A 25,082-nucleotide genomic window follows, 5' to 3' on the forward strand; every position below is an offset into this window, starting at 1 on the left:
GGGGGTGTGCTGCTCACCGCGGCTTACTTGTAGGTGTCGGGATAGTCGTGGTACTTGCCGATCTCGACGTCGTCGAGCACGGCCAGCGCGTCGGTGGTCAGCACCGCGAGCGAGCAGTACAGCGAGATCAGGTACGACGCGATCGCATGGTTGTTGATGCCCATGAAGCGCACCGACAGCCCCGGGCTCTGTTCACCCGAGAGGCCCGGCTGGAACAGACCGACCACGCCCTGGCGCTTGTCGCCCACGCGCAGCAGCAGGATCTTGCTCTTGCCGTCGGCCACCGGCACCTTGTTCGACGGAATCAGCGGAATGCCGCGCCAGGTGATGAACTGCGAACCGAACAGGCTCACGGTCGGCGGCGGCGTGCCGCGGCGCGTGGCTTCACGGCCGAAGGCGGCAATGGCCAGCGGGTGCGTGAGGAAGAACGCAGGCTCTTTCCACACCTTGGTCAGCAGCTCGTCGAGGTCGTCGGGCGTAGGCGCGCCGGTCAGCGGGAAGATGCGCTGCTCTTCGCTCACCTGCGCCAGCAGGCCGTAGTCGGGGTTGTTGATGAGCTCGCTCTCCTGGTTCTCCTTGATCGTCTCGATCGTGAGGCGCAGCTGTTCCTTGATCTGGTCGTGCGGGCTGCTGTACAGGTCGGAGATGCGGGTGTGCACGTCGAGCACGGTGCTCACGGCATTCAGGTAGTGCTCGCGCGGGTTCTCTTCGTAGTCGACGAAGGTGCGCGGCAGCTGGTTCTCTTCTTCACGCGAGGTGCACGTGACCTTGATCGACTCGGGGTTCTTGACCTTGTTGACGCGGTAGATGCCCGCCTCCACCGGCACCCACTGCAGCAGGTGCGTCAGCCAGCGCGGGCTGATGGTTTCCAGCTGGGGAACGGTCTTGGTGGCGTTGGCTAGCTGGCGGGCGGCGTTGTCGCCAAGGGCGGTAGTACCACCGACTGTTGCACTCATGGATCAAGGCTCCGTGGGTTGAGAGAAAGAAGAAAACACTGTGGTCCCCAGTGTCCGGGGACCACGGGTTTCCCCTCAACAGGCTATAGCCGCCAAGTTGATCCGCCGTGCAAGGCGCGACTGTTCCAGTTGCTCGCAACGCGCGAGCAGGTTGACGATGTTGATGCCCAGCGCGGTGGCCAACTTCTGCGCCGTGACGATCGATGGAATCACACGCCCACGCTCGATCTCGCCCACGTACGAGCGGTTCAGATCGGAACGCTCGGCCAGCTGCTCCTGCGACCAACCCTGCCCTTCACGCAGTTGGCGCACGGTGACGCCGAAGTCTTCGACAAAGGCTTTCATGCGCCGCCCGCCTTTGGTGTGCTGTTGTTCTGCAGGCTGGCCTGCGTGACGCTGGCACCGGGCTTCACGTCGTCGGTGATCCACACGTTGCCGCCGATGACCGCGCCCTTGCCAAGGGTCACGCGGCCCAGGATGGTCGCGCCCGCGTAGATGACCACGTCGTCCTCCACCACCGGATGCCTCGGCAAACCCTTCTGCAGGTTGCCTTCGGCGTCGGTCGGGAAGCGCTTGGCACCGAGCGTGACAGCCTGGTACAGCCGCACGCGCTTGCCGATGACGGCCGTCTCGCCGATCACGACGCCGGTGCCGTGGTCCATGAAGAAGCCCGCGTCGATCGTCGCGCCCGGGTGGATGTCGATGCCGGTCTGCGCATGCGCCAGCTCGGCCACGATGCGCGCGAGCAGCGGCAGGTCGAGCTCGTAGAGCCGATGCGCGAGGCGGTGATGGATCATCGCGAGCACGCCCGGGTAGCACAGCAGCACCTCGTCGACGCTGCGCGCGGCCGGGTCGCCCTGGTAGGCCGCGAGCACATCGCTGTCGAGCAGCCGGCGCAGGCCCGGCAGCGCGTTCGCGAACTGGCGCACCGCCTCGGTGGCCGACGCATCGATCTCGCTCGCCGGGCGCGGTGCCAGCCGCGCATTGAAGTTCAGCTCGAGCCGGGCCTGCACCAGCAGCGCCTGCAAGGCGGCGTCGAGCGTGTGGCCCACATAAAAATCCTCGCTCTCGTGGCGCAGGTCCGGCGGGCCGAGCCGCATCGGAAAGAGCGCGCCCTTGAGCGATTCGACGATCTGCGTCAATGCATCGCGCGACGGAAACTCGCGCGCACCGGGCTCGCGCGAACGGCGCTGCGAATCGCGCCACTCGTCGCGCACCTCGTGCAGCGCGCGCACGATGTCGCTCACTTCAAATTGAGCCATGTGTTTTTTCCTCCCCTGTGTGTCTGTGTTTTTCGGATTCAGTCCTGCACCCACGGCAGGCCATGGAAGCGCCAGCCGTCGGAACCGCCGCGGTGCTGCCCTGCATCGATCTCGCCCTCGAAGCCTTCGAGCACATTGAACACATGCAAGAAGCCGGCCTTCGCTGCCGCCTCGGCCGCCAGTGCCGAGCGCTTTCCGCTGCGGCACAGCAGCAGCACCACGGCCTCCTTGCCACCGTCCTTGGCCAGCTTGGCTTCGAGTTCGCGCACGAAGCGCGGGTTGCGCGTGAGCGCGGTGCCGGTGGCCCACGCCACGTGCAGGCTCTCGGGCACGTGGCCGACGAACTTGCGCTCTTCACCGGAGCGCACGTCCACGAGCACGGCTTGCCCGTTCTGCACCAGCTGCCAGGCCACGGGGGGAGTCACGCCGCCGGCATAGGGCCAGCCGGCTTCGGCCGCTTGTGCCTTGGCCTGTTCGAGGGCGGGCGGCAAGGCGATGACATCTTCAACTTCCACGGACATGCGATTCGACTCCTGTTGTACGTTGGTCATTCCATCTTCCTTGATGGCGATAACCACCACTGTAGGAGTGCAATGACGAAGGTCAAACGACTCAAAAGTCGATTCTTAACAACCTTGTGATCTATGGAATGCCGGGCCTGGATGCTTCAGGGCGCGCTCCCGCCGACGGGGTACCTTGCTCCGCAATGTCCTCCGCCCTTCGGGCTCCCCCTTGATTTCGCTGCGCAAGGCACCCCATCGACGTGAGCGTCTTCAGAGCCCTGGTTGATCGGGCAGCACAACGACAGCGCCCAGTGTGCGCAGGACACTGGGTGCTTCCCGCAGCGAAATTAAGGAGGAGCCGAAGGCGGGGGACATTCGCGGAGGGAAGTACCCGGTGGCCTGGGCACACGCCCTGAACCAGCGACCTCAAACGAAAAACCCCGGCACCAAAGCAGCACCGGGGAATCGCAAAGCCCGAGGGTCCGTCAGAGCTTGGCGATCGAAACTTCGGTCGACTTCACGAGTGCGACCACGTCGGAGCCCACCTTCAGCTGCAGCTCGTCGACGGAGCGCGTGGTGATGACGGACGTGACGATGCCCCAGGCGGTTTCGACATCGACTTCGGAGACGACGTCGCCGCGGATGATTTCGCGGACCTTGCCCTTGAACTGGTTGCGGACGTTGATGGCTTGGATGGACATGGTGATTTCTCTTTCAGGGTTGACAGGGGTTGTGAGTAAAAAACGAACGGCGTTCAGACGATCTCGGCCACGTCGTCGAACGCCAGCCGGGGCCCGCGTTCGAAGGTGCCGGCGTGGTCGGCCACGCCGAGGTTGACGAGGAAGTTCGCGCGGTACCGGCCGTCGGGGAAGAAGGCCTTGTCGACGAGGTCGGCGTTGAAGCCCGACTGCGGCCCCGCGTCGAGCCCGAGCGAGCGCGCCGCCAGGATCAGGTAGGCGCCTTGCAGGCTGCTGTTTCGAAAGGCCGTGGCCTGCGCGGCGTCAGCGCTCTTCTCGAAGAAGGGCTTGGCGTCGTAGGCCGGGAACTGCGTGGGCAGGTGCTCGTAGAAACGCGTGTCGTGCGCCACGATCACCGTCACGCCGGCCTGCAGCGTCTGCGCGGTATTGCCCGCCGACACGGCCGGCTTCAGCTTCGCCTTGGCCTCCTCGCTGCGCACGAACACGTAGCGCGCAGGCTGGGCGTTGTAGGCGGTCGGGCCCCACTTCACGAGGTCGTAAAGCTGGTGAATCAGCGCGTCGGTCACGGGCACCGGCTTGAAGGCGTGCACCGTGCGCGCCTTGCGGAACAGCTGGTCGAGCGCGGCGTCGGGAATGGCTTGCAGTGTGGTCATATCCTGGAGCGGTGTGTCAGTTCGACGCGGCGGCAAGTGCCTGGTCGAGGTCGGCAATCAGGTCGTCGATGTGCTCGATGCCCACCGACAAACGCACCGTGTCTTCCGTGACGCCGGTCCGGGCCAGTTCTTCGGGCGACAGCTGCCGGTGCGTGGTCGATGCGGGGTGCGTGGCCAGCGAGCGCACGTCGCCGATGTTCACGAGGCGTGTGAAGAGCTTCAGCGCATCGAGGAACTTCGCCCCACCCTCGCGACCCGCGCCGATGCCGAAGGTCAGCACGCCACTCGAACGACCACCGAAGTACTTCTTCGCCAGCGCGTAGTCGGGATGATCTTCGAGCGCGGCGTAATTCACCCAGTTGACGGCCTTGCTCTGCTTCAGGTGCTGCGCCACCGCGAGCGCGTTGCTGCTGATGCGGTCCATGCGCAGCGCCAGCGTCTCGATGCCCTGCAGGATCAGGAAGGCGTTGAACGGTGAGATGGCCGCGCCCGTGTTGCGCAGCGGCACCACGCGCGCACGGCCGATGTATGCCGCCGGGCCCAGCGCCTCGGTGTAGACCACGCCGTGGTAGCTCACGTCGGGTTCGTTCAGGCGCTTGAAGCGCTCCTTGTGCTCGGCCCACGGGAACTTGCCCGAATCGACGATGGCACCGCCGATGCTGGTGCCGTGGCCGCCCAGGTATTTGGTGAGCGAGTGCACCACGATGTCGGCGCCGTGCTCGATGGGCCGGCTCAGGTACGGCGAGGGCACGGTGTTGTCGACGATGAGCGGCACGCCGTGGCGGTGCGCAATTTCGGCGATGGCCGCGATGTCGGTCACGTTGCCGGCCGGGTTGCCCAGCGATTCGACGAACACCGCCTTGGTCTTCTCGTCGAACAGCTTCTCGAAGCTGCTCGGGTCGCGGTGGTCCGCGAAGCGCGTGGTGATGCCGAACTGCGGCAACGTGTGCGCGAACAGGTTGTAGGTGCCGCCGTAGAGCGCCGTGCTGCTGATGATGTTGTCACCGGCCTCGGCGATGGTCTGGATCGCGTAGGTCACGGCCGCCTGGCCCGAGGCCAGCGCCAGCGCGGCAATGCCGCCTTCGAGCGCGGCCACGCGCTGCTCCAGCACGTCCTGCGTCGGGTTGTTGATGCGGGTGTAGATGTTGCCCGGCACCTTCAGGTCGAACAGATCCGCGCCGTGCTGCGCGCTGTCGAAGGCGTAGGCCACGGTCTGGTAGATCGGCGGCGCCACGGCGCGGGTGGTGGGCTCGGGCGAATAGCCGGCGTGAACCGACAGGGTTTCGAATTTCCAGTTCTGCGACATGCGACTGCCTTTCAAATGGGGAAGGAATGAAACGACTCAGATCGCCCAGCGCAAGGCGTGGGCTTGAGGTGTGAGCCAGCTGGCATCGGTGCTTTCCACATCGGTCTCTTCGGACTTCTGCAGCACCCGGTCGAGGATTCGTTTTTCGATGGCGGCAAAGGCCGGGTCGCCCTGCGAGCGCGGGCGGGCCAGCGCGATGTTCTCGTCGAGCGCGATGCGACCGTCTTCGATGAGGATCACGCGGTCGGCCAGTGCCACGGCTTCCTGCACGTCGTGCGTCACCAGCAGCGCGGTGAAGCGGTGGCGCTGCCACAGGTTCTCGATGAGGCGGTGCATCTCGATGCGCGTGAGCGCGTCGAGCGCGCCCAGCGGCTCGTCAAGCAGCAGCAGGCGCGGGTGATGCACCAGCGCGCGCGCCAGGGCCACACGCTGGCGCTGCCCGCCGGACAGGCGCGCCGGCCATTCGTTCTCGCGATCGGCCAGGCCGACATGTGCCAGCACTTCCTTGCCACGCGCCTTGGCGTCGTTCGGCAGGCCCAGCGTCACGTTGTCGAGCACGCGGCGCCAGGGCAGGAGGCGCGCCTCCTGAAACATGATGCGGGTGTCGTCGTGCAGGCCGCTCACGGCCTTGCCGTCGGTGTAGAGGCCGCCAGAGGTGGCTTCTTCAAGGCCCGCGATGAGCCGCAGCAGCGTGCTCTTGCCGCAACCGCTGCGCCCGACGATGGCGACGAACTGGCCCGGCTCGATGGTGAGCTGCGTGTTGCGCAGCACCTCGCGCGCGCCGTAGCGCTTGTGCAGGCCGCGCGCCTCGAGGCGCACGCCGCCGGCAATGGCTTGGGGTTGGATGTCTTTCAGAACGGCACTCATGAGTTCAGGCCCCGGGGTTGAACAGCGCCACGTTCAGCGCGTTGATTTTTCTGGGCAGCAGCTTCTCGGCAAAGAAGGCATCGGCGATGCGCTGCTGTTCGGCCAGGCCGCCGGCCGCCACGGGCCGCACCGCGTAGCTGCGGCGGCTGTTGGCCTGCTCGATGGTCGGGGCGTCGAGCCCCCACACGGGCGCCAGCAAGGCCGCCGCTTCCTTCGGGTTCTGCTTGACCCACTTGCCTTTTTTTTCCAGCTCGGTGTAGACCACGCGCAGCACGTCGGGCCGCGCCTTCGCGAACTTGGTGCTTGCCAGGTAGTAGCGCTGGTACGACGCAATGCCCGTGCCGTCGGCCAGGATGCGAACCTTCGACTGGCGCTGAGCGGCGGCCAGGAACGGGTCCCACACGACCCAGGCGTCGATGGCGCCTTTCTCGAAGGCGGCGCGGCCGTCGGCCGGTGTGAGGTACGCAGGCTCGATGTCCTTGAACGACAGGCCGGCTTTCTCCAGTGCGGCGATCAGCAGGTAGTGCGCGCCGGCCGCTTTCGCAAAACCGACCTTCTTGCCCTTGAGATCGGCCACGGTCTTGAGCGGCGAGTCGTCGCGCACGACGATGGCCTGCGCGGCCGGCGATGGGGCCTCCTGCGCCAGAAAGGTCAGGTCGGCACCGGCCGCTTGTGCGAACACGGGCACGGTGTCGGCCACGTCGGCGCTGATGTCGAGGTTGTCGAGGTTCAGCGCTTCGAGCAGCGGCAAGCCGCTGGTGAACTCGTGCCAGCTCAGCGTCACGTTGAGCGGCGCGAGCTGCTTCTCGAGCGTGCCCTGCACCTTCAAGAGCGCGATCAGCGTGGACGACTTCTGGTAACCGAGGCGCACGATGGCGGGGCGTTGCTGCTGTGCCAGTACGGCACCGGCGCCGAGCGCACCCAGCGTCGCGATGACGGTGCGGCGATTGATGAGGAGGTGGTTCATGTGCCCTGACCTCACTTCGCCGACGTCTTCTGGTAGCCGGGGTGCCAGCGCAGCCACCACTGCTCCAGACCGCGTGCGAACAGGTCGGCCAGCTTGCCGAGCAGTGCGTACAGCAGGATGCCCACGAGCACGATGTCGGTCTGCAAAAACTCGCGGGCGTTCATCGTGAGGTAGCCGATGCCGGCCTGTGCCGAGATGGTCTCGGCCACGATGAGGATCACCCACATCAGGCCCAGCGAGAAACGCAGGCCCACGAGGATCGACGACAGCGCGCCCGGCAGGATCACCTCGCGGTACAGCTGCCAGCGCGACAGGCCGTAGGTGCGCCCCATCTCGATGAGCTGCGGGTCGACGTTGCGGATGCCATGGAAGGTGTTCAGGTAGATCGGGAAGAACACCGACACCGAGATCAAAAACAGCTTGGCCGATTCGTCGATGCCAAACCACAGGATCACGAGCGGAATCAGCGCCAGCGCCGGGATGTTGCGCACCATCTGGATGGTGGAGTCGAGCAGCGTCTCGAAGAACTTCACCGAGCCGGTCAGAAGGCCCAGCGCCAGCCCCGCGCCGCCGCCGATGGCGAGCCCCGCGAGCGCACGGCCCGCGCTCACCTTCACGTGCGTCCAGAGCTCGCCGGACACGGTGAGCGCCCACGCGGCCTTGACCACGTCGACCGGCGCCGGCAGCACGCGCGTCGAGAGCCAGCCCAGCGACGAAGCGATCTGCCAGACGACGATCAGCCCCACGGGCACCAGCCACGGAATGAGCCGCTTCGCGACGTTGAGGCCGAAGCCTCGCAGCGCACTGCTTGCGTCCCCTGCGGTGTTCGATGCCGGCGCCACCGTCGGCAGTTCCTGTACTTGTTCGGTCATGCGTGTCCTCTAGCTTTGGGAGACGAGTCGGGAGGGCGCGTCGAGGTTGGCGACGACTTCGCCGAAGGGGCCGCTCAGCGAGCCGCCTGCGAGTTGCGTCTTCGCCTTGCGCGAGAGCAGCGGGAACACCAGCTCGGCGAAGCGGTAGGCCTCTTCGAGGTGCGGGTAGCCCGAGAAGATGAACTTGTCGATGCCCAGCGCCGCGTACTCCTCGATGCGCGCCGCCACGGTCTTGGCATCGCCCACCAGCGCCGTGCCTGCGCCACCGCGCACCAGGCCCACGCCGGCCCACAGGTTGGGCGCAATCTCCAGGTCGGCGCGCCCGCGCTTGGCACCGCCGGCATGCAGCGCGGCCATGCGGCGCTGGCCTTCGGAGTCCATGCGCGCAAAGGCGGCCTGGGCGCGCGCGACGGTGTCGTCGTCGACGCGGCTGATGAGTTCTTCGGCAGCCTTCCAGGCGGCGTCTTCGGTCTCGCGCACGATCACGTGCAGGCGGATGCCGAACTGCACGCTGCGGCCCTGGCGTTCGGCGCGTGCGCGCACGTCGGCGATCTTCTTCGACACTTCCGCGGGCGGCTCACCCCAGGTCAGGTAGGCATCGACCTGTTCGGCGGCGAGGTCGTGTGCCGCGGCCGACGAACCGCCGAACCACACGGGCGGGTGTGGCTTTTGCACCGGCGGAAACAGCAGCCGCGCGCCCTTCACGCTCAGGTGCTTGCCTTCGTAGTCGTAGGTGCCGGTCTCGTGGCTGCGCGCAATGATCTCGCGCCAGATGCGGATGAACTCGGCCGACTGCTCGTAGCGCGCCGCGTGGTCGAGGTACACGCCGTCGCCTTCCAGCTCGGCCTGGTCGCCGCCGGTGACGAGGTTCACGAGCAGGCGTCCGCCCGAGAGCCGGTCGAAGGTTGCGGCCATGCGTGCGGCCAGGCTGGGCTGGTGCAGGCCCGGGCGCACGGCCACCAGGAACTTGAGCTTCTTCGTCGCGCCGATCAGGCTGGACGCGATCACCCAAGGGTCTTCGCAGGAGCGGCCGGTCGGAATCAGCACGCCTTCGTAGCCGAGGTGGTCGGCCGCGCCGGCGATCTGTTGCAGGTACGGCAGGTCGACGGCGCGCGCGCCTTCGCTTGTGCCGAGGTAACGGCTGTCGCCGTGCGTGGGGAGGAACCAGAAGATCTGCATCGGGGACTCTCGGTCGTTCGTTCGTGGATTCAGATGGCAAGCAGGAAAGGCAGGCGGCGCGGCGCAGACACCACGCCCCAGGCGAGCGCCGTGAGGGCGAGCACTCGGCCGGCGCGCTCGTGCAGCGCAGTCGACAACACGGCGGCCATCACGCGATCCCCGCGCCGGCGGCTTCGAGCACGTTGATCTTTTTGGGGATCAGCTTGAGCGAGAAGAAGGTGTCGGCAATCTGCTGCTGCTCGGCCAGGATGGCCTTGGTGATCGGGCCGGTGCCGTAGGCGGTGCGGCCTTGCGACAGGTCGGCCACCGCCTTGGGCAGCCCCCAAATCGCCGACAGCTCCGCGGCCAGTTCGTTGCGGTGGGCCGCGCCCCATTGGTCGATCTTGTTGACCTCTTCGATCGCAATGGCCAGCACGTCGGCGTTCTTCGCCACGTAGTCGAGTGACGAGAAGTAGTAGGCGCGGTTGCCGACCACGCCCACGGCGTCGGCCAGGATGCGCGCGTCGAGCGACTGCTGTGCGGCGGCCAGGAATGGGTCCCAGATCACCCAGGCGTCGACCGAGCCTTTTTCGAAGGCGGCGCGCGCATCGGCCGGCGGCAGGTAGACCAGGTTCAGGTCGCTGTACGCTAGGCCGTGCTTCTCGAACAGCTTGACGATGAAGTAATGGACGTTCGAGCCCTTGTTGAGCGCGATCTTCTTGCCCTTGAGGTCGGCCACGGTCTGGATGGCAGAGGCCTTGGGCACCAGCACCGCCTCGGTCTTCGGGCGCGGCACCGTGGCGCCCACGTAGGCCAGCGGCGCACCGGCGGCCTGCGCGAAGATGGGCGGCGCTTCGCCGACGTCGCCGAAGTCGATCGAACCGACGTTCAGCGCCTCGAGCTGCACCGGGCCGGCCGTGAACTCGGTCCACTTCACGGTCGCGCCCAGCGGCGCGAGCCGCTTCTCGAGCGTGCCGCGGGCCTTGAGCACGCTCAAGTAGCCCTTCTGGTGGCCGATGCGCAACTGGCGTGCGGGGGCCTGCGCCAGCGCGGCGAAAGACGACGGCAGCGCGAGGGCGGCGGCCGCGCCCTGGAGCAGGCGGCGGCGGGGAATGGCAATGCGGGTCATGGGGAGTTGATCCTTTGAAACTTCTCAGGGCTGGGCGGTGACGACCGCGTCGCTGACCTTGATGGGCTTGGGAATGAGCTTCAGTGCGTAGAAGGTGTCGGCGATCTGCTGCTGGTCGGCCGCGACGGCCGCGGTGATCGGCTTCACGTTGAACTCGTAGCGGCGCAGCGCCAGCTCGACCACGTCCACGGGCAGGCCCTGCAGCGGCGCGATCAGCTCGGCGGCCTGGCGCAGGTTCCTCTTGAGCCAGATGCCCTGCTCCACCGAATCGGCGAACAGCGCGTCGATCACCTGCGGGTGCTTCTTCACGAAGCCGCGCTCGCCCAGGTAGAACTGGTAGTTGTTGACCACGCCGGCGGCACCACCCGTGCCATCGGCCAGCACACGGGCACCGGTGGCTTTCTCGGCGGCGGCCTGGAACGGGTCCCAGATCACCCAGGCGTCGACGTTCTTGCTTTCGAAGGCGGCGCGGCCGTCGGCGGGCGCGAGGTACACGGGCTGGATGTCGGAGAGCTTCAGGCCGTTCTTCTCGAGCTGCTTCACGAGCAGGTAGTGCACGTTGCTGCCCTTGTTGAGCGCAACCTTCTTGCCCTTGAGGTCGGCCACCGAGGCGATGGGCGAATCTTTCGTGACCAGGATCGCCTCGGCGCGCGGCGCGGCCGGGTCGTAACCGAAGTAGACGAACTTCGCACCCGCGGCCTGCGCGAAGATGGGTGGCGCCTCGCCGACATAGCCCACGTCGACCGCGCCGACGTTGAGCCCTTCGAGCAGTTGCGGCCCGGCCGGGAACTCGACCCACTTCACGCCGAAGCCCAGCGGCGAGAGCTTCTTCTCGAGCGTGCCCTGCGCCTTCTGCAGCACGAACAGGCTGGCCGACTTCTGGTAGCCGATGCGCAGCTCGCCCTTGGGCTTGCCTTGCGCATGCGCCGAGGCGGCGGAGATGAAGCTCACGATCAGCGCGATGGCGGTGACGACGATGGCGCTGATGGCCAGGTCGCGCAGCGCCTGCCAGAAGGAGCGCGGCGCGACTTCGAACACGGAGTCTTCGGGAGCGACGGGGTTCATGCGGAATTCCTTGGTGCAAAAACGTGAGGCAAAGCGATCCCCCGGCCGCACACAGGCGGCTTCAAAAAAACGGGGAACGGAAAGAGGTCTGGCCGGGGCCGGGTTCAGCGAGGAACCCGGTCGTCAGACGCTACATCGCACACGGGAAAAGGGTACCGGCTCGAAGCCGTGGGTCGCCGGCAACTTGAGGCCTTCGGTCGCGAGCACCTCGACGGCCTCGTTGAGTCGCTCCGCCAGGTCGTGGTGCACCTGGTAGGCGTTCTCGGGCGTCAGCGCGATCTGCGAATCGCTCGCGTAGACGCCCGGCAGGATGTGGCGCGCCGACAGCGACTGCAGCACGGGGCGCAGGGCGTAGTCGAGCGCGAGCATGTGGTGCGGGCTGCCGCCGGTGGCCAATGGCAGCACCGTCTTGCCCTTGAGCGCGTTCTGCGAGAGCAGATCGAGAAAGACCTTCAGCACGCCGCTGTAGGCGGCCTTGTAGACCGGCGTCGCCACCACGATCACGCGGGCCGCTGCCACCTGGGCAATGGCGCGCTCGATGGCCGGATGCGCCCACTCGGCCAGCAGCAGGGCCTGCGCCGGCAGGTCGCGGATCGCGAGCCGCTCGATGCGCGCATGGCGTTGGGCCAGCCGCTCGCCCACCGCGTCGAGCAAGGCGGTGGAACGGGACGGGGCCGAAGGGCTGCCGGCAATCAGGAGAACGGACACGAGAAACTTTCGTTGGGCTTCAGGAGAAATTCAAGGCGAAGCGATCCCCGGCGCCCTCCCACGGGGTGCCACCAGCGATCGATTCCGGAACTGCTGCGCTTACTTCTGCTTGGGCGCGTAAATCTGGTCGAAGGAGCCGCCGTCTGCGAAGTGCGCCTTGTCGGCTTTGGCCCAGCCACCGAAGGCTTCGTCGATGGTCACCAGCGTGAGCTTGGGGAACTGCTTGTCGTACTTGGCCTTGGCCTTGTCCGAGGTCGGGCGGTAGAAGTTGCGGCCCGCGATGTCCTGGCCTTCGTCGGAGTACAGGTACTTCAGGTACTCCTCGGCCACGGCGCGTGTGCCCTTCTTGTCGACCACCTTGTCGACCACTGCCACGCTGGGCTCGGCCAGGATGGAGATGGACGGCACGACGATCTCGAACTTCTCGGGGCCGAATTCCTTCAGCGCCAGGAAGGCTTCGTTTTCCCAGGCCAGCAGCACGTCGCCCACGCCGCGCTGCACGAAAGTGATGGTCGAGCCGCGCGCGCCGGTGTCGAGCACGGGCACGTTCTTGTACAGGTTGCCGACGAATTCCTTGGCCTGCGCCTCGCCGCCGTACTTGCGCTTGGCGAATTCCCAGGCGGCCAGGTAGTTCCAGCGGGCGCCGCCCGAGGTCTTGGGGTTGGGCGTGATCACCTGCACGCCCGGCTTCACCAGGTCGCTCCAGTCCTTCAGGCCCTTGGGGTTGCCCTTCTTCACCAGGAACACGATGGTCGAGGTGTAGGGGGCGGAGTTGTGCGGCAGGCGCTTTTGCCAGTCGGCCTTGACGAGCCCGCCGTGCGTGGCCAGGGCGTCGATGTCGCCGCCGAGGGCCAGCGTGGCCACGTCGGAATCGATGCCGTCGATGATCGAGCGGGCCTGCTTGCCAGAGCCGCCGTGCGACTGCTTGACGCTCACGTCCTGGCCGGTCTTGGCCTTCCAGTACTTGGCGAAGGCCTGGTTGTAGTCCACGTACAGCTCGCGGGTCGGGTCATACGACACGTTGAGCAGCGTCACGGGGCCCTTGGCGCCCGCCGCGCCCTGCGAAAACGACGGCAATGCCGACAGGGCCAAGGCACCGGCCACGCCGGCACCCAGGGAAAGCTTGATAAAGTCGCGGCGAAGGCTCATGGTGTCTTGCTCTTAAAAAGGCATATCAATGAAGCTGCGTATTCTGAATACGACATATAGGAACTGGAACGACCAAGTTCTCAGTTCTAAATAGCCAAATCAACTAAGCACCCGCTTTCCCCCACAAGAGGCAATCAAATGGCACGCATGGTTCAGTGCATCAAGCTCGGCAAAGAGGCCGAAGGACTCGACTTTCCGCCGTATCCCGGCGACCTGGGCAAGCGCCTGTGGGAAAACGTCAGCAAGGAAGCCTGGGCCGCCTGGCTCAAGCAACAGACCATGCTGGTCAATGAAAACCGGCTGAACCTGGCCGATCTGCGCGCCCGCCAGTACCTGGCACGCCAGATGGAAAAGCACTTCTTCGGCGAAGGCGCCGACGTGGCGCAAGGCTACGTTCCTCCTCCTGCGGCCTGAATTCGGCGTGGCCGCCGACGGCACCCCGCTCGGCGCGCGCTCCGGCGACACCTCCCCCCTCGACAACGACACCTCGGCGCTTTCGCGCCGTGTGTTTTTGGACGGCTGCGGCCTGCCCGCCGCCTGGTCCGGGCGTCCGCAATGGCGGATTCTCGAAACCGGCTTCGGGCCGGGCCTTCATTTCCTGACAACCTGGCAGGCCTGGCGCGCTGACCCGCGCCGGCCGCGCCTGCTGCATTACGTCGCGGTCGACGTCCATCCGGCTCCGGCCGGCGATCTGCTGCGAGCGACTGAAGTCGACCCGGCGCTGGCGCCGCTCGCCGCGGAGCTGACTCGGCAATGGGTCGGGCTGCTGCCGGGCTTCCACCGCCTGGCCTTCGACGACGGCCGCGTGCTGCTCACGCTGTGCATCGGCGAGCTGCAGCCGATGCTGCGCGCGCAGCGTTTCGAGGCCGATAGCCTCTTTCTCGACGGCTTCGGCCCCGCGACCGCCTTGCCTGACACGCTCAAGGCGGTGTCGCGCTTCGCTCGCCAGGGCACCAGCCTCGCGGCCCGCACCGATGACGACGGGGTGCGTCATGCGCTGGCGCAGAACGGCTTTCAGCTCGACCCGCGCCCTGGCAGCCTGCGCGGCGTGTTCGCGCCCGCCTGGACCGTCCGGCGCCGCCAGCCGGTGCGCGAAGGCGTCGATGCGCCCGGCCATTGCGCGGTGATCGGCGCCGGTCTCGCTGGCGCTGCGGTCGCTGCCAGCCTTGCGCGGCGCGGCTGGCGGGTCACCGTGCTCGATGCGGCCGACGCGCCGGCCGCGGGCGCCTCGGGCCTGCCGGTCGGGCTGCTGGCGCCGCATGTGTCGTCCGACGACGCCTTGCTGTCGCGCCTCACGCGCGCCGGCATCCGTGCGACCTGGAGCGAACTGGAACTCCGGCTCGAGAACGGCCGCGACTGGGGCGCCCACGGGTCGCTCGAGCGTCGGCCCGACGGCGACGTGCGCGTGCCGCCCGGCTGGAGCGCGAACGGGCCGAACGAATCCTGGCCTGCTGAAGCCGACCGGCTCGCGGCGGCCGGCTTGCCGCCTGACACGCCGGCGCTCTGGCATGCGCGCGCGGCCTGGGTGCGTCCGCACCAACTGATCGCCGCGTGGCTGGACCAACCGGGTGTCGAGTTCCGCGGTGGCAGCCACGTGGCACGCCTCGCACGCACAGGCGCCGAATGGCAGTTGTTCGACAACGCCGGCACCTTGCTCGCCGAAGCCGACCGCGTCATCGTGGCCGCAGGCTTCGAATCGCACCACTTCGCGCCCGACCTGCCGCTGCAACCCGTGCGCGGCCAGGTCGCCTGGGGCCGCGCGGACGCTACCGCCCTGCCCGTCACCCCCATCAACGGCGACGGCCACCTGATCGCCGGTGTGCCCGACGGCGAGGCGCCGCAGCCGCTCTGGCTGATCGGCGCCACCTTCGACCGCGACAGCACCGACCTCGCCCCCACCGACGCCGACGGCCTCGCCAACCGCGAACGGCTCGCGCGCCTGCACCCCGGCGCCGCTGCCGCGCTCGCACCCGCCTTCGAGCTCGGAGAAACCCACGCCTGGGTCGGCGTGCGCTGCGCCTCGGGCGATCGCCGGCCGTTGGTCGGCCCACTGGCACCGGGCGCCGACGATGACCTCTGGGCCTGCACCGCGCTGGGCTCGCGCGGCCTGAGCTTTGCCACGCTGTGCGCCGAGCTGCTGGCGGCACAGTGGCACGGGGAGCCGCTGCCGCTGCCCGCAACGCTCGCGAAGGCGCTCGGCACGCAGCGGCTCTGGCCTGGTTCGGACTGACCCGCTCCCCGCCGTCACGCGCGCACCGCACAATGCACGATGGCCATCCAGTACGACATCACCCACACCACCGTCTACCGCTACAACAAGCCGGTCACCTTCGGCTTGCACCGCGTGATGTTCCGTCCGCGTGACAGCCACGACCTGCGCGTGCTCGCCACCGACCTGCAGGTGAGCCCGCAGGCCCTCACGCGGCTCATTCAAGACCCGTACTCGAACTCCGTCGCACTGGTGCAGCCGCTGGGCGAAGCGACCGAGCTGCGCATCGTGTGCTCGTTCACCATCGAGCACGTGCCGCCGTCGCAGCGCGACCTGCTCACGCTCGACCCGTCGGCCGAGTTCCTGCCCTTTGCCTACTCGGTGGAAGAGCGGTTGGACCTGGAGCACTACCTGCGCCCGTACCACGACGACGATGCCAATGGCACGCTGATCCGCTGGGCGCACCAGTTCCTGCACACCGACCAGCCCAACAGCACGCGCGACGTGCTCACGCGCATGAACGCGCACATCGGCCAGAGCTTCCAGTACAAGGCGCGCGACGAGGAAGGCACGCAGACGCCGCTCGAAACGCTGGCGCTGGGCAGCGGCAGCTGCCGCGACTACGCGCTGCTGATGATGGAAGCCACGCGCCGCCTCGGCATCGCGACGCGTTTCGTCTCTGGCTACCTCTACGACGCCGCGCTCGACAACGACACCGCGCTGCAGGCGCCCGGTGAATCGGTCACCGGCGCCGGCACCACGCATGCGTGGCTGCAGGCCTACCTGCCCGGCGCAGGCTGGCTGGCCTTCGACCCGACCAACAACCTCATGGGCAGCGGCCAGCTGATCCGCGTGGGCGTGGCGCGCGACCCCGCGCTGGCGGCGCCCATCTCGGGCAGCTGGTACGGCGACGCCGAGGCCTATGAAGGCCTCGAGGCCACGGTGGTCGTGAAGCGCCGCAAGGGCAGCTGAGCGCCCCTGCGTCCTTCCGTTCGACTTATTACTTCGGCTGCGCCGCGCGGTAGGCCTGCACCGCCGGCACCGCCGTGGCCGCGCTGTCGGCAAAGAAGCCGTCGATGCCCGCATCGAGGAACGCCTTGATCTCGCCGGCGGTGTCGCCGTACACGGTCGGGTCGGTCTTCGGCGCCTTCTTCAGGCTGTCGGGCAAAAAGTTGTTCTCGGGCCGCACCGTGAAGATGTGGACCAGCAGCTTCTTGTCGTGCGCGTCTTTCACGAGCGTGGTCGGCGTGCCGAGCTTGCCGTCGACCACCGGGATCACGCGCGCCTTGGCGGGGCCGATGCCGTTTGCATAGGTCGCGATCTCGGCCAGGCCTTCGGGCTTCACGAGGTCGGCGTAGGTGCGCTTGTCGTTCAGCGCCACGAGGTCATACGGCGCGCCCTGCCCGTCGATGAGCTGGACGATCTTCACCGTGCTCTTCAGGCGGATGTCCTTGAGGTTGCCGGTTTCGAAGGACTGCACGAACACCGGCGCGTCGGCCTTGTCGAGGTCGTACTTGTGCAGCGTGTCGAGCAGCTTCTTCTCGAGCGGCAGGCCGATCGAGCGGAAGTACGTCGGATGCTTGGTCTCGGGGTAGATGCCGATCACGCGGCCCTTGGCCACCGACTGCGCCTTGGCAAGCTGGATCACCTCGTCGAACGTGGGCACCTGGAACTGGTCGTTGAACGACACATTGGCCGGACGCAACGCCGGAATGCGCTCGCGCGCCTTCAGCTCCTTGAGCTCGGCCAGCGTGAAGTCTTCGGTGAACCAGCCGATGACTTCGCGGCCGTCGATGGTCTTCTTGGCCTTGCGATCCGCGAACTTGGGCACTTCGGCCACGTTCGTCGTGGCTTCGAGCACCTCACCGGCAGCGTTGACGATGGCGATGGCGTTCTCGTGGCGGGCGACCAGCTCGCCGTCCTTGGTGGGCACGAGGTCGGGCTCGATGAAATCCGCGCCGTCGTCGATGGCCTGCTGGTACGAGGCCAGCGTGTGCTCGGGCCGCAGCGCGGGCGCGCCGCGGTGGCCGATGACGAGCACGGGGGCGGCCTCGGCAGGTGCGGGCGCCGGGGCGGGCGCAGGTGCCGGCGCGGGTGGCGAGACCGGCGCGATGGGCCACATCGGGACGCCGCCGCCGCCATTGCCACCACCGCAAGCGGCCATGAATGCGCAAGCACAGGCCGCGAGGGCCGTGCGCGAGAAATTGAACATTTGCATTGAAATCCTCCCCTTTTGTATCCATCGAAATGGATGCGCCATCTTTCCGCCGTCAACGTGACAAACGGCAGGCGCGCCGGATCATCGAGGGGGGATATGTCGGTCGCGTGACATGGGAGCAGGTGTCACGCGACAGCGCGCTCAGCCGCGCGCAGCCAGCTTCGCTTCGAGCTCGGCGATGCGCGCCCTCGCCTCGTCCCCTTCGGGAATCGGCCGGCCGCTGTCGCGCCACTGCACCGCGCTCTTGAAGCCTTCGGCCTCGGCCTGCCGACGGAACCACATGCCTTCGGGGTTGTGGCGCGTGATGCCGTCGAACACGGTGGCGAACATCTGGGTCTGCTCCAGCCCCATCGAATGCCAGACCTGGTTGACGACCATCTTGTGCATCATGAGGTGCGAACTGGGCACGCCCGCGATGCGCTGCGCGAGCGCCAGCGTGGCCTCGTCGAGCTGCGCCGCCGGCACCGCGAAATTGGCCAGCCCCCAGTCGGCCGCCTGCGTGCCGGTGATGGTGTCGCCCGTGAACATGAGCTGCTTGGCGCGCAGCGCGCCCAGGCGGTAGGTCCACATCGCGGTGGTCGGACAGCCCCACACGCGCGTGGGCATGTAGCCGATGCGCGCGTCGTCGGCCATGGTGAGCAGGTCGCAGCACAGCGCGATGTCGCTGCCACCCGCCACCGCGTAGCCGTGCACCTTGGCGATGGTCGGCTTGCGGCAGCGCCACAGCGACATGAAGTCTTCGGTGTTGCGCTTCATGGCGGCGTAGTCGAGCATCGGGTCCCACGGCGTTTTCTCCTGCCGGCAGGGATGGTCGCCCTGGCCTTCGCGGCCGTGGCCCTCAGCGTAGTCGCCCAGGTCGTAGCCGGCGCAGAAGGCGCGGCCCGCGCCCTCGACCACGATCACATGCACCTCGTCGTCGGCCTCGGCCCATTCGACCGCGCGGCGGATGTCGGTGGGCGTGCTGTCGCCGATGGCGTTGAGCTTCTCTGGGCGGTTGAGCACGAGGCGCGCGATGCGCGGGTGCTGCGGGTCCTTGTCGATCAGGACGGTCTCGAAAGCGGGCATGGTCGGTGGTCTCCTGCGGTTCTTTTGGGGGATGCCGCTTCGCTTGTAGCATCGCCCGCCGCCCGCTGGCAAACCCGCCGACCGCCGGGTTCAACGCCTTCAGCGCCCTGTTGCGCCCCCGAGCCGGAACAGAAACACCGCGCCCTTGCCCGGCTGCGGTACGAGCCGGATGTCGCTGCCGTGCAGCTGCAGGATGCGCTGCACGATCATCAGCCCCAGCCCGCCGCCGCGCGTGCCGCCATCGGCAAAGGCAGGCCGCGTGAACAGGCCCTTCTGCAGCTCGCCCGGAATGCCGGGGCCGGTGTCGCTCACCTGCACGGCCACGCCGGCGTCGGACGGGCGCAGGCGCACCTCGATCTCGCCGCCGACCGGTGTGTGGCGGATGGCGTTGTCCAGCAGGTTGGTCAGCACGCGTTCGATCATGCCGAGGTCGGCCGACACCACGGGCAGGTTCGGTGCGATGTCGGGCTTGAGCTGCTGGCGCCGCGCCTCGGCCGCGAGTTCGAACTTCTGGAACACGTCCTGCACGAGGTCGGCGAGTGCAAAGTTTTCTTTCTCGGGCTTGACCACGCCGTACTCGAGCCGCGCCAGCTCGAACACCTCTTGCGCAAGCCGCCCGACCTTGCGGCTCTGGCCGAGCGCAATCTCCAGGTAGCGGCGACGTTCCTCTTCACTGAGCGTGCCGGCCTTGAGCAGCAGCGTCTCGAGGTAGCCATGCAGCGAAGTGAGCGGCGTGCGCAGGTCGTGCGAGATGTTGGCGAAGAGCTCGCGGCGCTGCCGATCCTGCAGGCTCAGTTCGCGCCATTGCTCGGCGATGCGGCGCGTCATCTGCTCGAAGGCCTGCTGCAGCTGCGCGATCTCGTCGTCGGCGCGGCGTGGCGGTGCGGGCATGGGCGCCTCGCGCTCCAGCGCCTCGATGCCCTCGGCCTCGAAGCGGCGCACCGCCGCCGTCAGCTCGCGCAGCGGCCGCGTGATGAGGCGGAATGCCACCAGCCCGGCGATGAGCCCCAGCAGTGCCACCAGCGCCATCGACCACAGCGTGGTGCGCAGCACGGTGTCGGCCGAGAAGTTGGCGGCCAGCGCATCGTGGTCTTCGCCTTGCAGCACCACGTACACATAGCCCGCGTCGCGCCCGCCCATGCGCAGCGGCGCGGCGCTGAAGACCTTGGTGCCGTCGGGGCTGCGTGGATCGTCGCCCGCAATGGGCAGCCGCTCGCTGGCCAGCAATCGGCGGATCGGTTCCAGCGCCACCTTGTCGCGCTTCAGGTGCCCCGGCGGCGCGGCCTGGGCCTCGATGCGGCCGTCGAGTCCCAGCACGTAGACCTCGACGCTGGGGTTGACGGTCATGAGCTTGTCGAACAGGTCTTTCACCGCGACCGGGTCGAGGCCGCCGGGCTTCATGAGTTCGGTGTTCTGCGCGATGTGGGCCGCAAGCCCGAGCGACAGCCGCTGCGTCACCTCTTGCGCGTGCTGCGCGCCGGCGCGCATCTGCAGCCACGCCGAAGCGCCGCAGCAGGCCAGCAGCAGCACCGCGAAGGCGATCGACAGCCGCCGCGACAGCGTGGCCCAGGCCATCATGGCGCGTCACCTTTGGGTGCAGCGTCGTCTGCCGCGAGCTTGTACCCACGCCCCCACACCGTGAGGATGCGCCGCGGCGCGGCCGGATCGGCCTCGACCTTGGTGCGCAGCCGGTTGATGTGCGTGTTGACCGTGTGCTCGTAGCCGTCGTGCTGGTAGCCCCAGACCTGGTTGAGCAGGTCCAGCCGCGAGAACACCTTGCCGGGGTGGCGTGCGAAGAAGTACAGCAGGTCGAACTCGCGTGGCGTGAGTTCGATGGGCTTGCCGTCGACGCGCACCTCGCGCGCCAGCGGCTCGATGTCGAGGTTGCCGAGCGTGAGGCTGCCCGAATCGAGCCGTGCGTTGCGCGCCAGCGCGTCGGTGCGCCGCAGCAGCGCCTTCACGCGCGCCACCAGTTCCAGCACCGAGAAGGGCTTGGCCAGGTAGTCGTCGGCGCCGAGTTCGAGCCCGAGGATGCGGTGCACTTCGCTGGACCGTGCGCTCACGATGATGATGGGCGTGTAGCGCGCCATGGCGCGAGCGCGGCGGCAGATTTCGAGGCCGTCGATGCCGGGCAGCATGAGGTCGAGCACCAGCGCGTCCCACTGGCCGCGCTCCAGCGCGCGCAGGCCGGCGTTGCCGTCGGCGGCGTGTTCGACCGCATAGCCCTCGTCGCGCAGGTGCATGCGCAGCAGTTCGGCAATGTGGGCGTCGTCTTCGACGATCAGCACGCGTTTGGCGGTGTCCATGGCCGCGATTGTCCCGCGAGTCGGGCCCCGGAGTTATCACGATTCTTTGAACTTTGCGTGATGAATCGGCGAGGGGGTGCGCCCAACAATCCGGCCCATGCAGACACGCACCGCCCCTGACAAGCGACCGATCCACCCGCTGTGGATGCGCGCCACGCACTGGCTCAACGCGCTGGCCGTGCTCGTGCTGGTGGCCAGCGGCTGGCGCATCTACAACGCGGCGCCCTTCTTCGACTTTCGCTTTCCGGCCTCCATCACGCTGGGCGGCTGGCTCGGCGGCGCGCTGCAGTGGCACTTCGCGGCGATGTGGCTGCTGGTGTTCAACGGGCTGGTCTACCTAGTGCTGAACATTGCCAGCGGGCGCTTCGCGCGCAAGTTCTTTCCGCTCTCGCCGGCTGGCCTCTGGCGCGATGCGCGGGCCGCGCTCGGCGGCAAGCTCTCGCACGCCGACCCGCGCCACTACAACCATGTGCAGAAGCTGGCCTACCTGTTCGTGATCGTCGACCTGGTCGCGATCGTGCTGTCGGGGCTGGTGCTGTGGAAGTCGGTGCAATTCCCCATCCTGCGCGAACTGATGGGCGGCTACGAAGCCGCGCGCCGCATCCACTTCGTGGCGATGGCGGCCTTGGTGGCCTTCGTTGCCGTGCACCTCGTGATGGTGGCGCTCGTGCCCCGCACCCTGCTCACCATGCTGCGCGGTCGCGCACCCCACACCCCATGAGCCTCTTTTTCCAACGCCCTCCCCTGGTCGGTATCGACGGCAACGCCGTGGTGCGCGAAGCCCGCGCACTCATCGAGCGCCGGCTCGACGCCCCCTCGCGCCGAATGTTCCTGCGCCGTTCGCTGACGTTGGGCGGCCTGTCGATGCTCACCGGCTGCAGCATCAGCGACGACAGCCACGTGGAAGCTGCGCTGAACAAAGTCTCGCGCTTCAACGACGAAGTGCAGGGCTGGCTCTTCAGCCCGACGCGGTTGGCGCCGACCTACACCGCGACCGAGATCACGCGCCCCTTTCCGTTCAACGCCTACTACGGCGAGGACGAGATCCGCGAGGTCGACGAGGCCACCTACCGCCTCGAAGTGAGCGGCATGGTCGCCGACAAGCGCCGCTGGACGCTCGCCGAGCTGCGCGCCCTGCCGCAAGAAGACCAGATCACGCGCCACATCTGCGTGGAAGGCTGGAGCGCCATCGGCAAATGGGGCGGCGTGCGCTTTGCCGATTTCCTGCGCCATGTGGGCGCGGACCTGAGCGCCAAGTACGTCGGCTTCCAATGCGCGGACGACTACCACACCAGCATCGACATGCCGACCGCACTGCATCCGCAGACGCTGCTGGCGCTGAGCTACGACGACCAGCCGCTGCCGCCGAAGTACGGCTTCCCGATGAAGCTGCGCATGCCGACCAAGCTTGGCTACAAGAACCCGAAGCACATCCAGGCGATGTATGTGACCAACACCTATCCCGGTGGCTACTGGGAAGACCAGGGCTACAACTGGTTCGGAGGGAGCTGAGGGGCTGCCACAGCCGCTCGACTGCCGAAGAAAGCGCGAGGCCGTGTCTCCATCGGGGACCGCGCCGATCTTGACAACAAAACCCAACCTCAACTCAGGAAGACCGACATGAACAAGCTCACCGCCACCCTCCTCGCCACCTGCATGGCCCTCGCCGGCGCCTCGGCCTTTGCCGCGGACGACATGGCCAAGGACGGCATGAAGAAGGACAGCATGGCCAAGGACGGGATGAAGAAAGACGCCATGGGCAAGGACGCCATGAAGAAGGACGGCATGGCCAAAGATGGCATGAAGAAAGATGCCATGGGCAAGGACGACATGAAGAAGGACGCGATGGGCAAGGACGAGATGAAGAAGTAAGCCTCTTTCTCTGCCCGGCCCGCCGCCATTGACGGTCGGCGGGATCGGGATCACTGTTCTCTCATCTGCGTTCCCTACGAAAGACCGCCATGAAATCCTTCGCCATCGCCGCCGGCACGCTCGCCGCCGCCGCCTTCGCCTGGCACGCGGCCCCTTCCTTCGCCGAGACCACGCGCCGCGTGCCCGCGCCGACGGTCGACCTTGCTGCGCCAGCCGACGCCACCACCGCCACCGCCGTGTTCGCGGGCGGCTGCTTCTGGGGCGTGCAGGGCGTGTTCCAGCGCGTCGAGGGCGTGAGCAATGCGCTCTCGGGCTATGCGGGCGGCGAGGCCCGCACCGCGCGCTACAACGAGGTCGGCTCCGGCCGCACCGGCCATGCCGAGGCCGTGCGCATCAGCTACGACCCGCGCAAGGTCAGCTACGGCAAGCTGCTGCAGATTTATTTCTCGGTGGCGCACGACCCCACCCAGCTCAACCGCCAGGGCCCCGACACCGGCCCGCAGTACCGCTCCACCGTGTTCGCCGAAAACGCCGAACAGGCCCGCATCGCCAACGCCTACATCGCCCAGTTGAACCAGGCCAAGACCTTCGGTAACAAGCCGCTGGCCACTACGGTCGAGATGACCAAGCCCTTCTATGCGGCCGAGGACTACCACCAGGACTACCTCACGCTGCACCCGAACCAGCCCTACATCGCGATGCACGACCTGCCGAAGATCGACGACCTGAAGAAGCTGTTCCCCGAGAGCTACAAGGCCACGCCGTCGCTGGTGCGGGCGAGCAAGGCCAGCTGATCAGCGCCCTGGGTCACCCCACGTTTACAACAACTTCGCGCGCTTCGCCTGCTCCGTCAGCTCCGCCCGGAAGTTCGGGTGCGCAATCGCAATCAGCTCCTGCGCGCGCTGCTTGGCCGACTTGCCGCGCAGCTGCGCCACGCCGTATTCGGTGACGACGTAGTTGATGTCGTTCTTGCTCGTGCTCACGTGCGTGCCCGGAGAGAGCGACGGCACGATGCGCGAGATGCTGTCGTCCTTCGCCGTCGAAGGCAGCACGATGAAGGCCTTGCCGCCGCGCGAGCGGTTGGCCGCGCGCACGAAGTCCGACTGCCCGCCGGTGCCCGAATACGGCGCGTGGCCCAGGCTCTCGGAACCGCACTGGCCCAGCAGGTCGATCTGCATGGTGGCGTTGATGGCGATGAGGTTGTCGTTCAGCCCCGCCAGCGCCGGATCGTTGGTGAAGTTCACCGGGTGCATCTCCAGCCCCGGGTTGCGGTCCATGAAGCGGTACAGCTTGTTCGAACCCAGCGCGAAGGTCGCGACCGACTTGCCCGGCAGGTAGTTCTTGCGGCGGTTGGTGACCGCGCCGCTCTCCACCAGCGTGAGGATGCCGTCGCCGATCATCTCGGTGTGGATGCCCAGGTCGCGCTTGCCCGTGAGCTGCATCACCACCGCGTCGGGAATACCGCCGTAGCCGATCTGCAAGGTGGCGCCGTCGTCGATCAGGTCGGCCACGTGCTTGCCGATGGCTTCCTGCACCGGGCCGATCTTCGGTAGGCCGACCTCCATCACCGGCTCGGTGCTCTCGACCAGCGCCGCCACCTGCGAGATGTGCACGTGGCAGTTGCCGTGCGCGTAGGGCACGTTGGGGTTCACCTCGAGCACGACCGCGCGCGCCTTCGCCACGGCGGCCATCGTGTAGTCGGGGCCCAGGCTCAGCGCGAAGTAGCCGTGCGCGTCCATCGGCGAGGCCATGCTGAACACCACGTCGGCCGCGATCTGCCCGCGCTCGATCTGCGCCGGGATCTCGGAGAAGTAGTTGGGAATGAAGTCGATCCAGCCGGCCTGCCCGCCGGCGCGCGTGGCGCCGCCGAAGAACAGCGCGACGTGGCGCACATGCTCGACCGTCTCGGGGTCGATGTAGGCGTACTTGCGCATCGCAAGAATCTGCGCGACCTTCACGTCGCGGAAGTCGCGGCGCTGCTCGGACAACGCCGTGAGCAGCGACGGCGGCTCGCCGACGCCCGTGGGCACGATGATCATGTCGCCGTTGCGCACCTGGCGCACGGCATCGGTGGCGGAGACGCGCTTTTGCGCGTACAGGGTCTGGGCAGTCATGCGCG

The 25,082-nt window shown here is 67.6% G+C and carries 27 protein-coding genes; 7 read left to right on the forward strand and 20 right to left on the reverse strand.

Annotated features, from left to right (window positions below):
• Positions 1 to 23 precede the first annotated feature (23 nt).
• From CY658_RS19500 to CY658_RS19570, 15 genes are all read right to left on the reverse strand, one after another.
• Positions 24 to 956 carry a family 2A encapsulin nanocompartment shell protein gene (locus tag CY658_RS19500; protein ID WP_042579703.1) on the reverse strand — a complete coding sequence of 311 codons (933 nt, stop codon included), beginning with the start codon at positions 954 to 956 and terminating at the stop codon, positions 24 to 26.
• 75 nt (positions 957 to 1,031) lie between these two features.
• Positions 1,032 to 1,301, reverse strand: a complete 270-nt coding sequence (locus CY658_RS19505) for a helix-turn-helix domain-containing protein (protein ID WP_099789595.1) — start codon at positions 1,299 to 1,301, stop codon at positions 1,032 to 1,034.
• Positions 1,298 to 2,218: a serine O-acetyltransferase EpsC gene (gene epsC / locus CY658_RS19510; RefSeq protein WP_101491761.1), complete on the reverse strand. Its 921-nt coding sequence runs from the start codon at positions 2,216 to 2,218 to the stop codon at positions 1,298 to 1,300. The genes CY658_RS19505 and epsC overlap by 4 nt, the downstream gene beginning before the upstream one ends.
• Before the next feature lie 38 nt (positions 2,219 to 2,256).
• Complete coding sequence (locus tag CY658_RS19515) at positions 2,257 to 2,739, reverse strand: rhodanese-like domain-containing protein (RefSeq protein ID WP_099797058.1); 483 nt, start codon at positions 2,737 to 2,739, stop codon at positions 2,257 to 2,259.
• Positions 2,740 to 3,206: 467 nt separating this feature from the next.
• Entirely contained in the window at positions 3,207 to 3,422 is a 216-nt protein-coding gene (locus tag CY658_RS19520; RefSeq protein ID WP_007829250.1) for a TOBE domain-containing protein, read from the reverse strand.
• 53 nt (positions 3,423 to 3,475) lie between these two features.
• A complete protein-coding gene (locus CY658_RS19525) occupies positions 3,476 to 4,072 on the reverse strand; it encodes a malonic semialdehyde reductase (RefSeq protein ID WP_095948670.1) in 597 nt (198 codons plus the stop codon).
• A gap of 16 nt (positions 4,073 to 4,088) precedes the next feature.
• On the reverse strand, positions 4,089 to 5,378 hold the full coding sequence (locus CY658_RS19530; protein ID WP_101491762.1) for an O-acetylhomoserine aminocarboxypropyltransferase/cysteine synthase family protein: 1,290 nt from the start codon (positions 5,376 to 5,378) through the stop codon (positions 4,089 to 4,091).
• Between the two features lie 36 nt (positions 5,379 to 5,414).
• Positions 5,415 to 6,245, reverse strand: a complete 831-nt coding sequence (locus tag CY658_RS19535) for an ATP-binding cassette domain-containing protein (protein ID WP_101491763.1) — start codon at positions 6,243 to 6,245, stop codon at positions 5,415 to 5,417.
• Between the two features lie 4 nt (positions 6,246 to 6,249).
• Entirely contained in the window at positions 6,250 to 7,212 is a 963-nt protein-coding gene (locus tag CY658_RS19540; protein ID WP_101491764.1) for an aliphatic sulfonate ABC transporter substrate-binding protein, read from the reverse strand.
• A gap of 11 nt (positions 7,213 to 7,223) precedes the next feature.
• On the reverse strand, positions 7,224 to 8,084 hold the full coding sequence (ssuC, locus tag CY658_RS19545) for an aliphatic sulfonate ABC transporter permease SsuC (RefSeq protein WP_101491765.1): 861 nt from the start codon (positions 8,082 to 8,084) through the stop codon (positions 7,224 to 7,226).
• Between the two features lie 9 nt (positions 8,085 to 8,093).
• Positions 8,094 to 9,263, reverse strand: coding sequence for an FMNH2-dependent alkanesulfonate monooxygenase (gene ssuD / locus CY658_RS19550; RefSeq protein WP_101491766.1), 1,170 nt, complete (start codon positions 9,261 to 9,263; stop codon positions 8,094 to 8,096).
• A 148-nt stretch (positions 9,264 to 9,411) separates the two neighbouring features.
• A complete protein-coding gene (locus CY658_RS19555) occupies positions 9,412 to 10,371 on the reverse strand; it encodes a sulfonate ABC transporter substrate-binding protein (protein WP_101491767.1) in 960 nt (319 codons plus the stop codon).
• Positions 10,372 to 10,395: 24 nt separating this feature from the next.
• On the reverse strand, positions 10,396 to 11,436 hold the full coding sequence (locus CY658_RS19560) for a sulfonate ABC transporter substrate-binding protein (RefSeq protein WP_101491768.1): 1,041 nt from the start codon (positions 11,434 to 11,436) through the stop codon (positions 10,396 to 10,398).
• A gap of 123 nt (positions 11,437 to 11,559) precedes the next feature.
• Entirely contained in the window at positions 11,560 to 12,144 is a 585-nt protein-coding gene (ssuE, locus tag CY658_RS19565; protein ID WP_070060842.1) for an NADPH-dependent FMN reductase, read from the reverse strand.
• Between the two features lie 99 nt (positions 12,145 to 12,243).
• Positions 12,244 to 13,293 carry a sulfate ABC transporter substrate-binding protein gene (locus CY658_RS19570; RefSeq protein ID WP_101491769.1) on the reverse strand — a complete coding sequence of 350 codons (1,050 nt, stop codon included), beginning with the start codon at positions 13,291 to 13,293 and terminating at the stop codon, positions 12,244 to 12,246.
• 138 nt (positions 13,294 to 13,431) lie between these two features.
• Between CY658_RS19570 and CY658_RS19575 the strand changes: the two genes are divergently transcribed.
• The 3 genes from CY658_RS19575 to CY658_RS19585 are packed head-to-tail and all read left to right on the forward strand — an operon-like array spanning position 13,432 to position 16,474.
• Complete coding sequence (locus tag CY658_RS19575) at positions 13,432 to 13,707, forward strand: oxidative damage protection protein (RefSeq protein ID WP_013541095.1); 276 nt, start codon at positions 13,432 to 13,434, stop codon at positions 13,705 to 13,707.
• 7 nt (positions 13,708 to 13,714) lie between these two features.
• Entirely contained in the window at positions 13,715 to 15,523 is a 1,809-nt protein-coding gene (mnmC, locus tag CY658_RS19580) for an FAD-dependent 5-carboxymethylaminomethyl-2-thiouridine(34) oxidoreductase MnmC (protein WP_257884928.1), read from the forward strand.
• Positions 15,524 to 15,562: 39 nt separating this feature from the next.
• The gene (locus CY658_RS19585; protein WP_099789631.1) at positions 15,563 to 16,474 is read left to right on the forward strand and encodes a transglutaminase family protein; all 912 of its coding nucleotides are present in this window, start codon (positions 15,563 to 15,565) and stop codon (positions 16,472 to 16,474) included.
• Positions 16,475 to 16,502: 28 nt separating this feature from the next.
• Here the strand turns inward: CY658_RS19585 and CY658_RS19590 are convergent, their stop codons facing one another.
• The 4 genes from CY658_RS19590 to CY658_RS19605 all read right to left on the reverse strand — a co-directional run bounded on the left by CY658_RS19590 (position 16,503) and on the right by CY658_RS19605 (position 21,091).
• Positions 16,503 to 17,720, reverse strand: a complete 1,218-nt coding sequence (locus CY658_RS19590; protein WP_257884929.1) for a glycerophosphodiester phosphodiesterase — start codon at positions 17,718 to 17,720, stop codon at positions 16,503 to 16,505.
• A gap of 141 nt (positions 17,721 to 17,861) precedes the next feature.
• The gene (locus CY658_RS19595) at positions 17,862 to 18,785 is read right to left on the reverse strand and encodes a crotonase/enoyl-CoA hydratase family protein (protein WP_095948677.1); all 924 of its coding nucleotides are present in this window, start codon (positions 18,783 to 18,785) and stop codon (positions 17,862 to 17,864) included.
• 99 nt (positions 18,786 to 18,884) lie between these two features.
• A complete protein-coding gene (locus CY658_RS19600) occupies positions 18,885 to 20,360 on the reverse strand; it encodes a sensor histidine kinase (RefSeq protein ID WP_101491771.1) in 1,476 nt (491 codons plus the stop codon).
• On the reverse strand, positions 20,360 to 21,091 hold the full coding sequence (locus CY658_RS19605; RefSeq protein WP_101491772.1) for a response regulator transcription factor: 732 nt from the start codon (positions 21,089 to 21,091) through the stop codon (positions 20,360 to 20,362). Before CY658_RS19605 ends, CY658_RS19600 begins: the two co-directional genes overlap by 1 nt.
• Positions 21,092 to 21,188: 97 nt before the next feature.
• Here CY658_RS19605 and CY658_RS19610 point away from each other — a divergent pair, with 97 nt between their 5' ends.
• From CY658_RS19610 to msrA, 4 genes are all read left to right on the forward strand, one after another.
• A complete protein-coding gene (locus tag CY658_RS19610) occupies positions 21,189 to 21,812 on the forward strand; it encodes a cytochrome b/b6 domain-containing protein (protein ID WP_101491773.1) in 624 nt (207 codons plus the stop codon).
• A complete protein-coding gene (locus CY658_RS19615) occupies positions 21,809 to 22,603 on the forward strand; it encodes a molybdopterin-dependent oxidoreductase (protein ID WP_101491774.1) in 795 nt (264 codons plus the stop codon). Before CY658_RS19610 ends, CY658_RS19615 begins: the two co-directional genes overlap by 4 nt.
• A gap of 108 nt (positions 22,604 to 22,711) precedes the next feature.
• On the forward strand, positions 22,712 to 22,963 hold the full coding sequence (locus CY658_RS19620) for a pentapeptide MXKDX repeat protein (protein WP_101491775.1): 252 nt from the start codon (positions 22,712 to 22,714) through the stop codon (positions 22,961 to 22,963).
• A gap of 89 nt (positions 22,964 to 23,052) precedes the next feature.
• Positions 23,053 to 23,757, forward strand: a complete 705-nt coding sequence (gene msrA, locus CY658_RS19625) for a peptide-methionine (S)-S-oxide reductase MsrA (RefSeq protein WP_101491776.1) — start codon at positions 23,053 to 23,055, stop codon at positions 23,755 to 23,757.
• A 24-nt stretch (positions 23,758 to 23,781) separates the two neighbouring features.
• On the opposite strand, the gene CY658_RS19630 is transcribed toward msrA, so the two are convergent.
• Positions 23,782 to 25,077: an acetyl-CoA hydrolase/transferase family protein gene (locus CY658_RS19630; RefSeq protein ID WP_101491926.1), complete on the reverse strand. Its 1,296-nt coding sequence runs from the start codon at positions 25,075 to 25,077 to the stop codon at positions 23,782 to 23,784.
• Positions 25,078 to 25,082: the final 5 nt, after the last annotated feature.

The organism is Variovorax sp. RO1, assembly GCF_002849325.1.
GTDB lineage: Bacteria > Pseudomonadota > Gammaproteobacteria > Burkholderiales > Burkholderiaceae_C > Variovorax.

Coding starts and splice junctions, on each gene's coding strand:
- CY658_RS19500 (WP_042579703.1), bottom strand. CDS start 956: ATGAGTGCAACAGTCGGTGGTACTACCGCCCTTGGCGACAACGCCGCC.
- CY658_RS19505 (WP_099789595.1), bottom strand. CDS start 1,301: ATGAAAGCCTTTGTCGAAGACTTCGGCGTCACCGTGCGCCAACTGCGT.
- epsC (WP_101491761.1), bottom strand. CDS start 2,218: ATGGCTCAATTTGAAGTGAGCGACATCGTGCGCGCGCTGCACGAGGTG.
- CY658_RS19515 (WP_099797058.1), bottom strand. CDS start 2,739: ATGTCCGTGGAAGTTGAAGATGTCATCGCCTTGCCGCCCGCCCTCGAA.
- CY658_RS19520 (WP_007829250.1), bottom strand. CDS start 3,422: ATGTCCATCCAAGCCATCAACGTCCGCAACCAGTTCAAGGGCAAGGTC.
- CY658_RS19525 (WP_095948670.1), bottom strand. CDS start 4,072: ATGACCACACTGCAAGCCATTCCCGACGCCGCGCTCGACCAGCTGTTC.
- CY658_RS19530 (WP_101491762.1), bottom strand. CDS start 5,378: ATGTCGCAGAACTGGAAATTCGAAACCCTGTCGGTTCACGCCGGCTAT.
- CY658_RS19535 (WP_101491763.1), bottom strand. CDS start 6,245: ATGAGTGCCGTTCTGAAAGACATCCAACCCCAAGCCATTGCCGGCGGC.
- CY658_RS19540 (WP_101491764.1), bottom strand. CDS start 7,212: ATGAACCACCTCCTCATCAATCGCCGCACCGTCATCGCGACGCTGGGT.
- ssuC (WP_101491765.1), bottom strand. CDS start 8,084: ATGACCGAACAAGTACAGGAACTGCCGACGGTGGCGCCGGCATCGAAC.
- ssuD (WP_101491766.1), bottom strand. CDS start 9,263: ATGCAGATCTTCTGGTTCCTCCCCACGCACGGCGACAGCCGTTACCTC.
- CY658_RS19555 (WP_101491767.1), bottom strand. CDS start 10,371: ATGACCCGCATTGCCATTCCCCGCCGCCGCCTGCTCCAGGGCGCGGCC.
- CY658_RS19560 (WP_101491768.1), bottom strand. CDS start 11,436: ATGAACCCCGTCGCTCCCGAAGACTCCGTGTTCGAAGTCGCGCCGCGC.
- CY658_RS19570 (WP_101491769.1), bottom strand. CDS start 13,293: ATGAGCCTTCGCCGCGACTTTATCAAGCTTTCCCTGGGTGCCGGCGTG.
- CY658_RS19575 (WP_013541095.1), top strand. CDS start 13,432: ATGGCACGCATGGTTCAGTGCATCAAGCTCGGCAAAGAGGCCGAAGGA.
- CY658_RS19585 (WP_099789631.1), top strand. CDS start 15,563: ATGGCCATCCAGTACGACATCACCCACACCACCGTCTACCGCTACAAC.
- CY658_RS19590 (WP_257884929.1), bottom strand. CDS start 17,720: ATGCAAATGTTCAATTTCTCGCGCACGGCCCTCGCGGCCTGTGCTTGC.
- CY658_RS19595 (WP_095948677.1), bottom strand. CDS start 18,785: ATGCCCGCTTTCGAGACCGTCCTGATCGACAAGGACCCGCAGCACCCG.
- CY658_RS19600 (WP_101491771.1), bottom strand. CDS start 20,360: ATGGCCTGGGCCACGCTGTCGCGGCGGCTGTCGATCGCCTTCGCGGTG.
- CY658_RS19605 (WP_101491772.1), bottom strand. CDS start 21,091: ATGGACACCGCCAAACGCGTGCTGATCGTCGAAGACGACGCCCACATT.
- CY658_RS19610 (WP_101491773.1), top strand. CDS start 21,189: ATGCAGACACGCACCGCCCCTGACAAGCGACCGATCCACCCGCTGTGG.
- CY658_RS19615 (WP_101491774.1), top strand. CDS start 21,809: ATGAGCCTCTTTTTCCAACGCCCTCCCCTGGTCGGTATCGACGGCAAC.
- CY658_RS19620 (WP_101491775.1), top strand. CDS start 22,712: ATGAACAAGCTCACCGCCACCCTCCTCGCCACCTGCATGGCCCTCGCC.
- msrA (WP_101491776.1), top strand. CDS start 23,053: ATGAAATCCTTCGCCATCGCCGCCGGCACGCTCGCCGCCGCCGCCTTC.
- CY658_RS19630 (WP_101491926.1), bottom strand. CDS start 25,077: ATGACTGCCCAGACCCTGTACGCGCAAAAGCGCGTCTCCGCCACCGAT.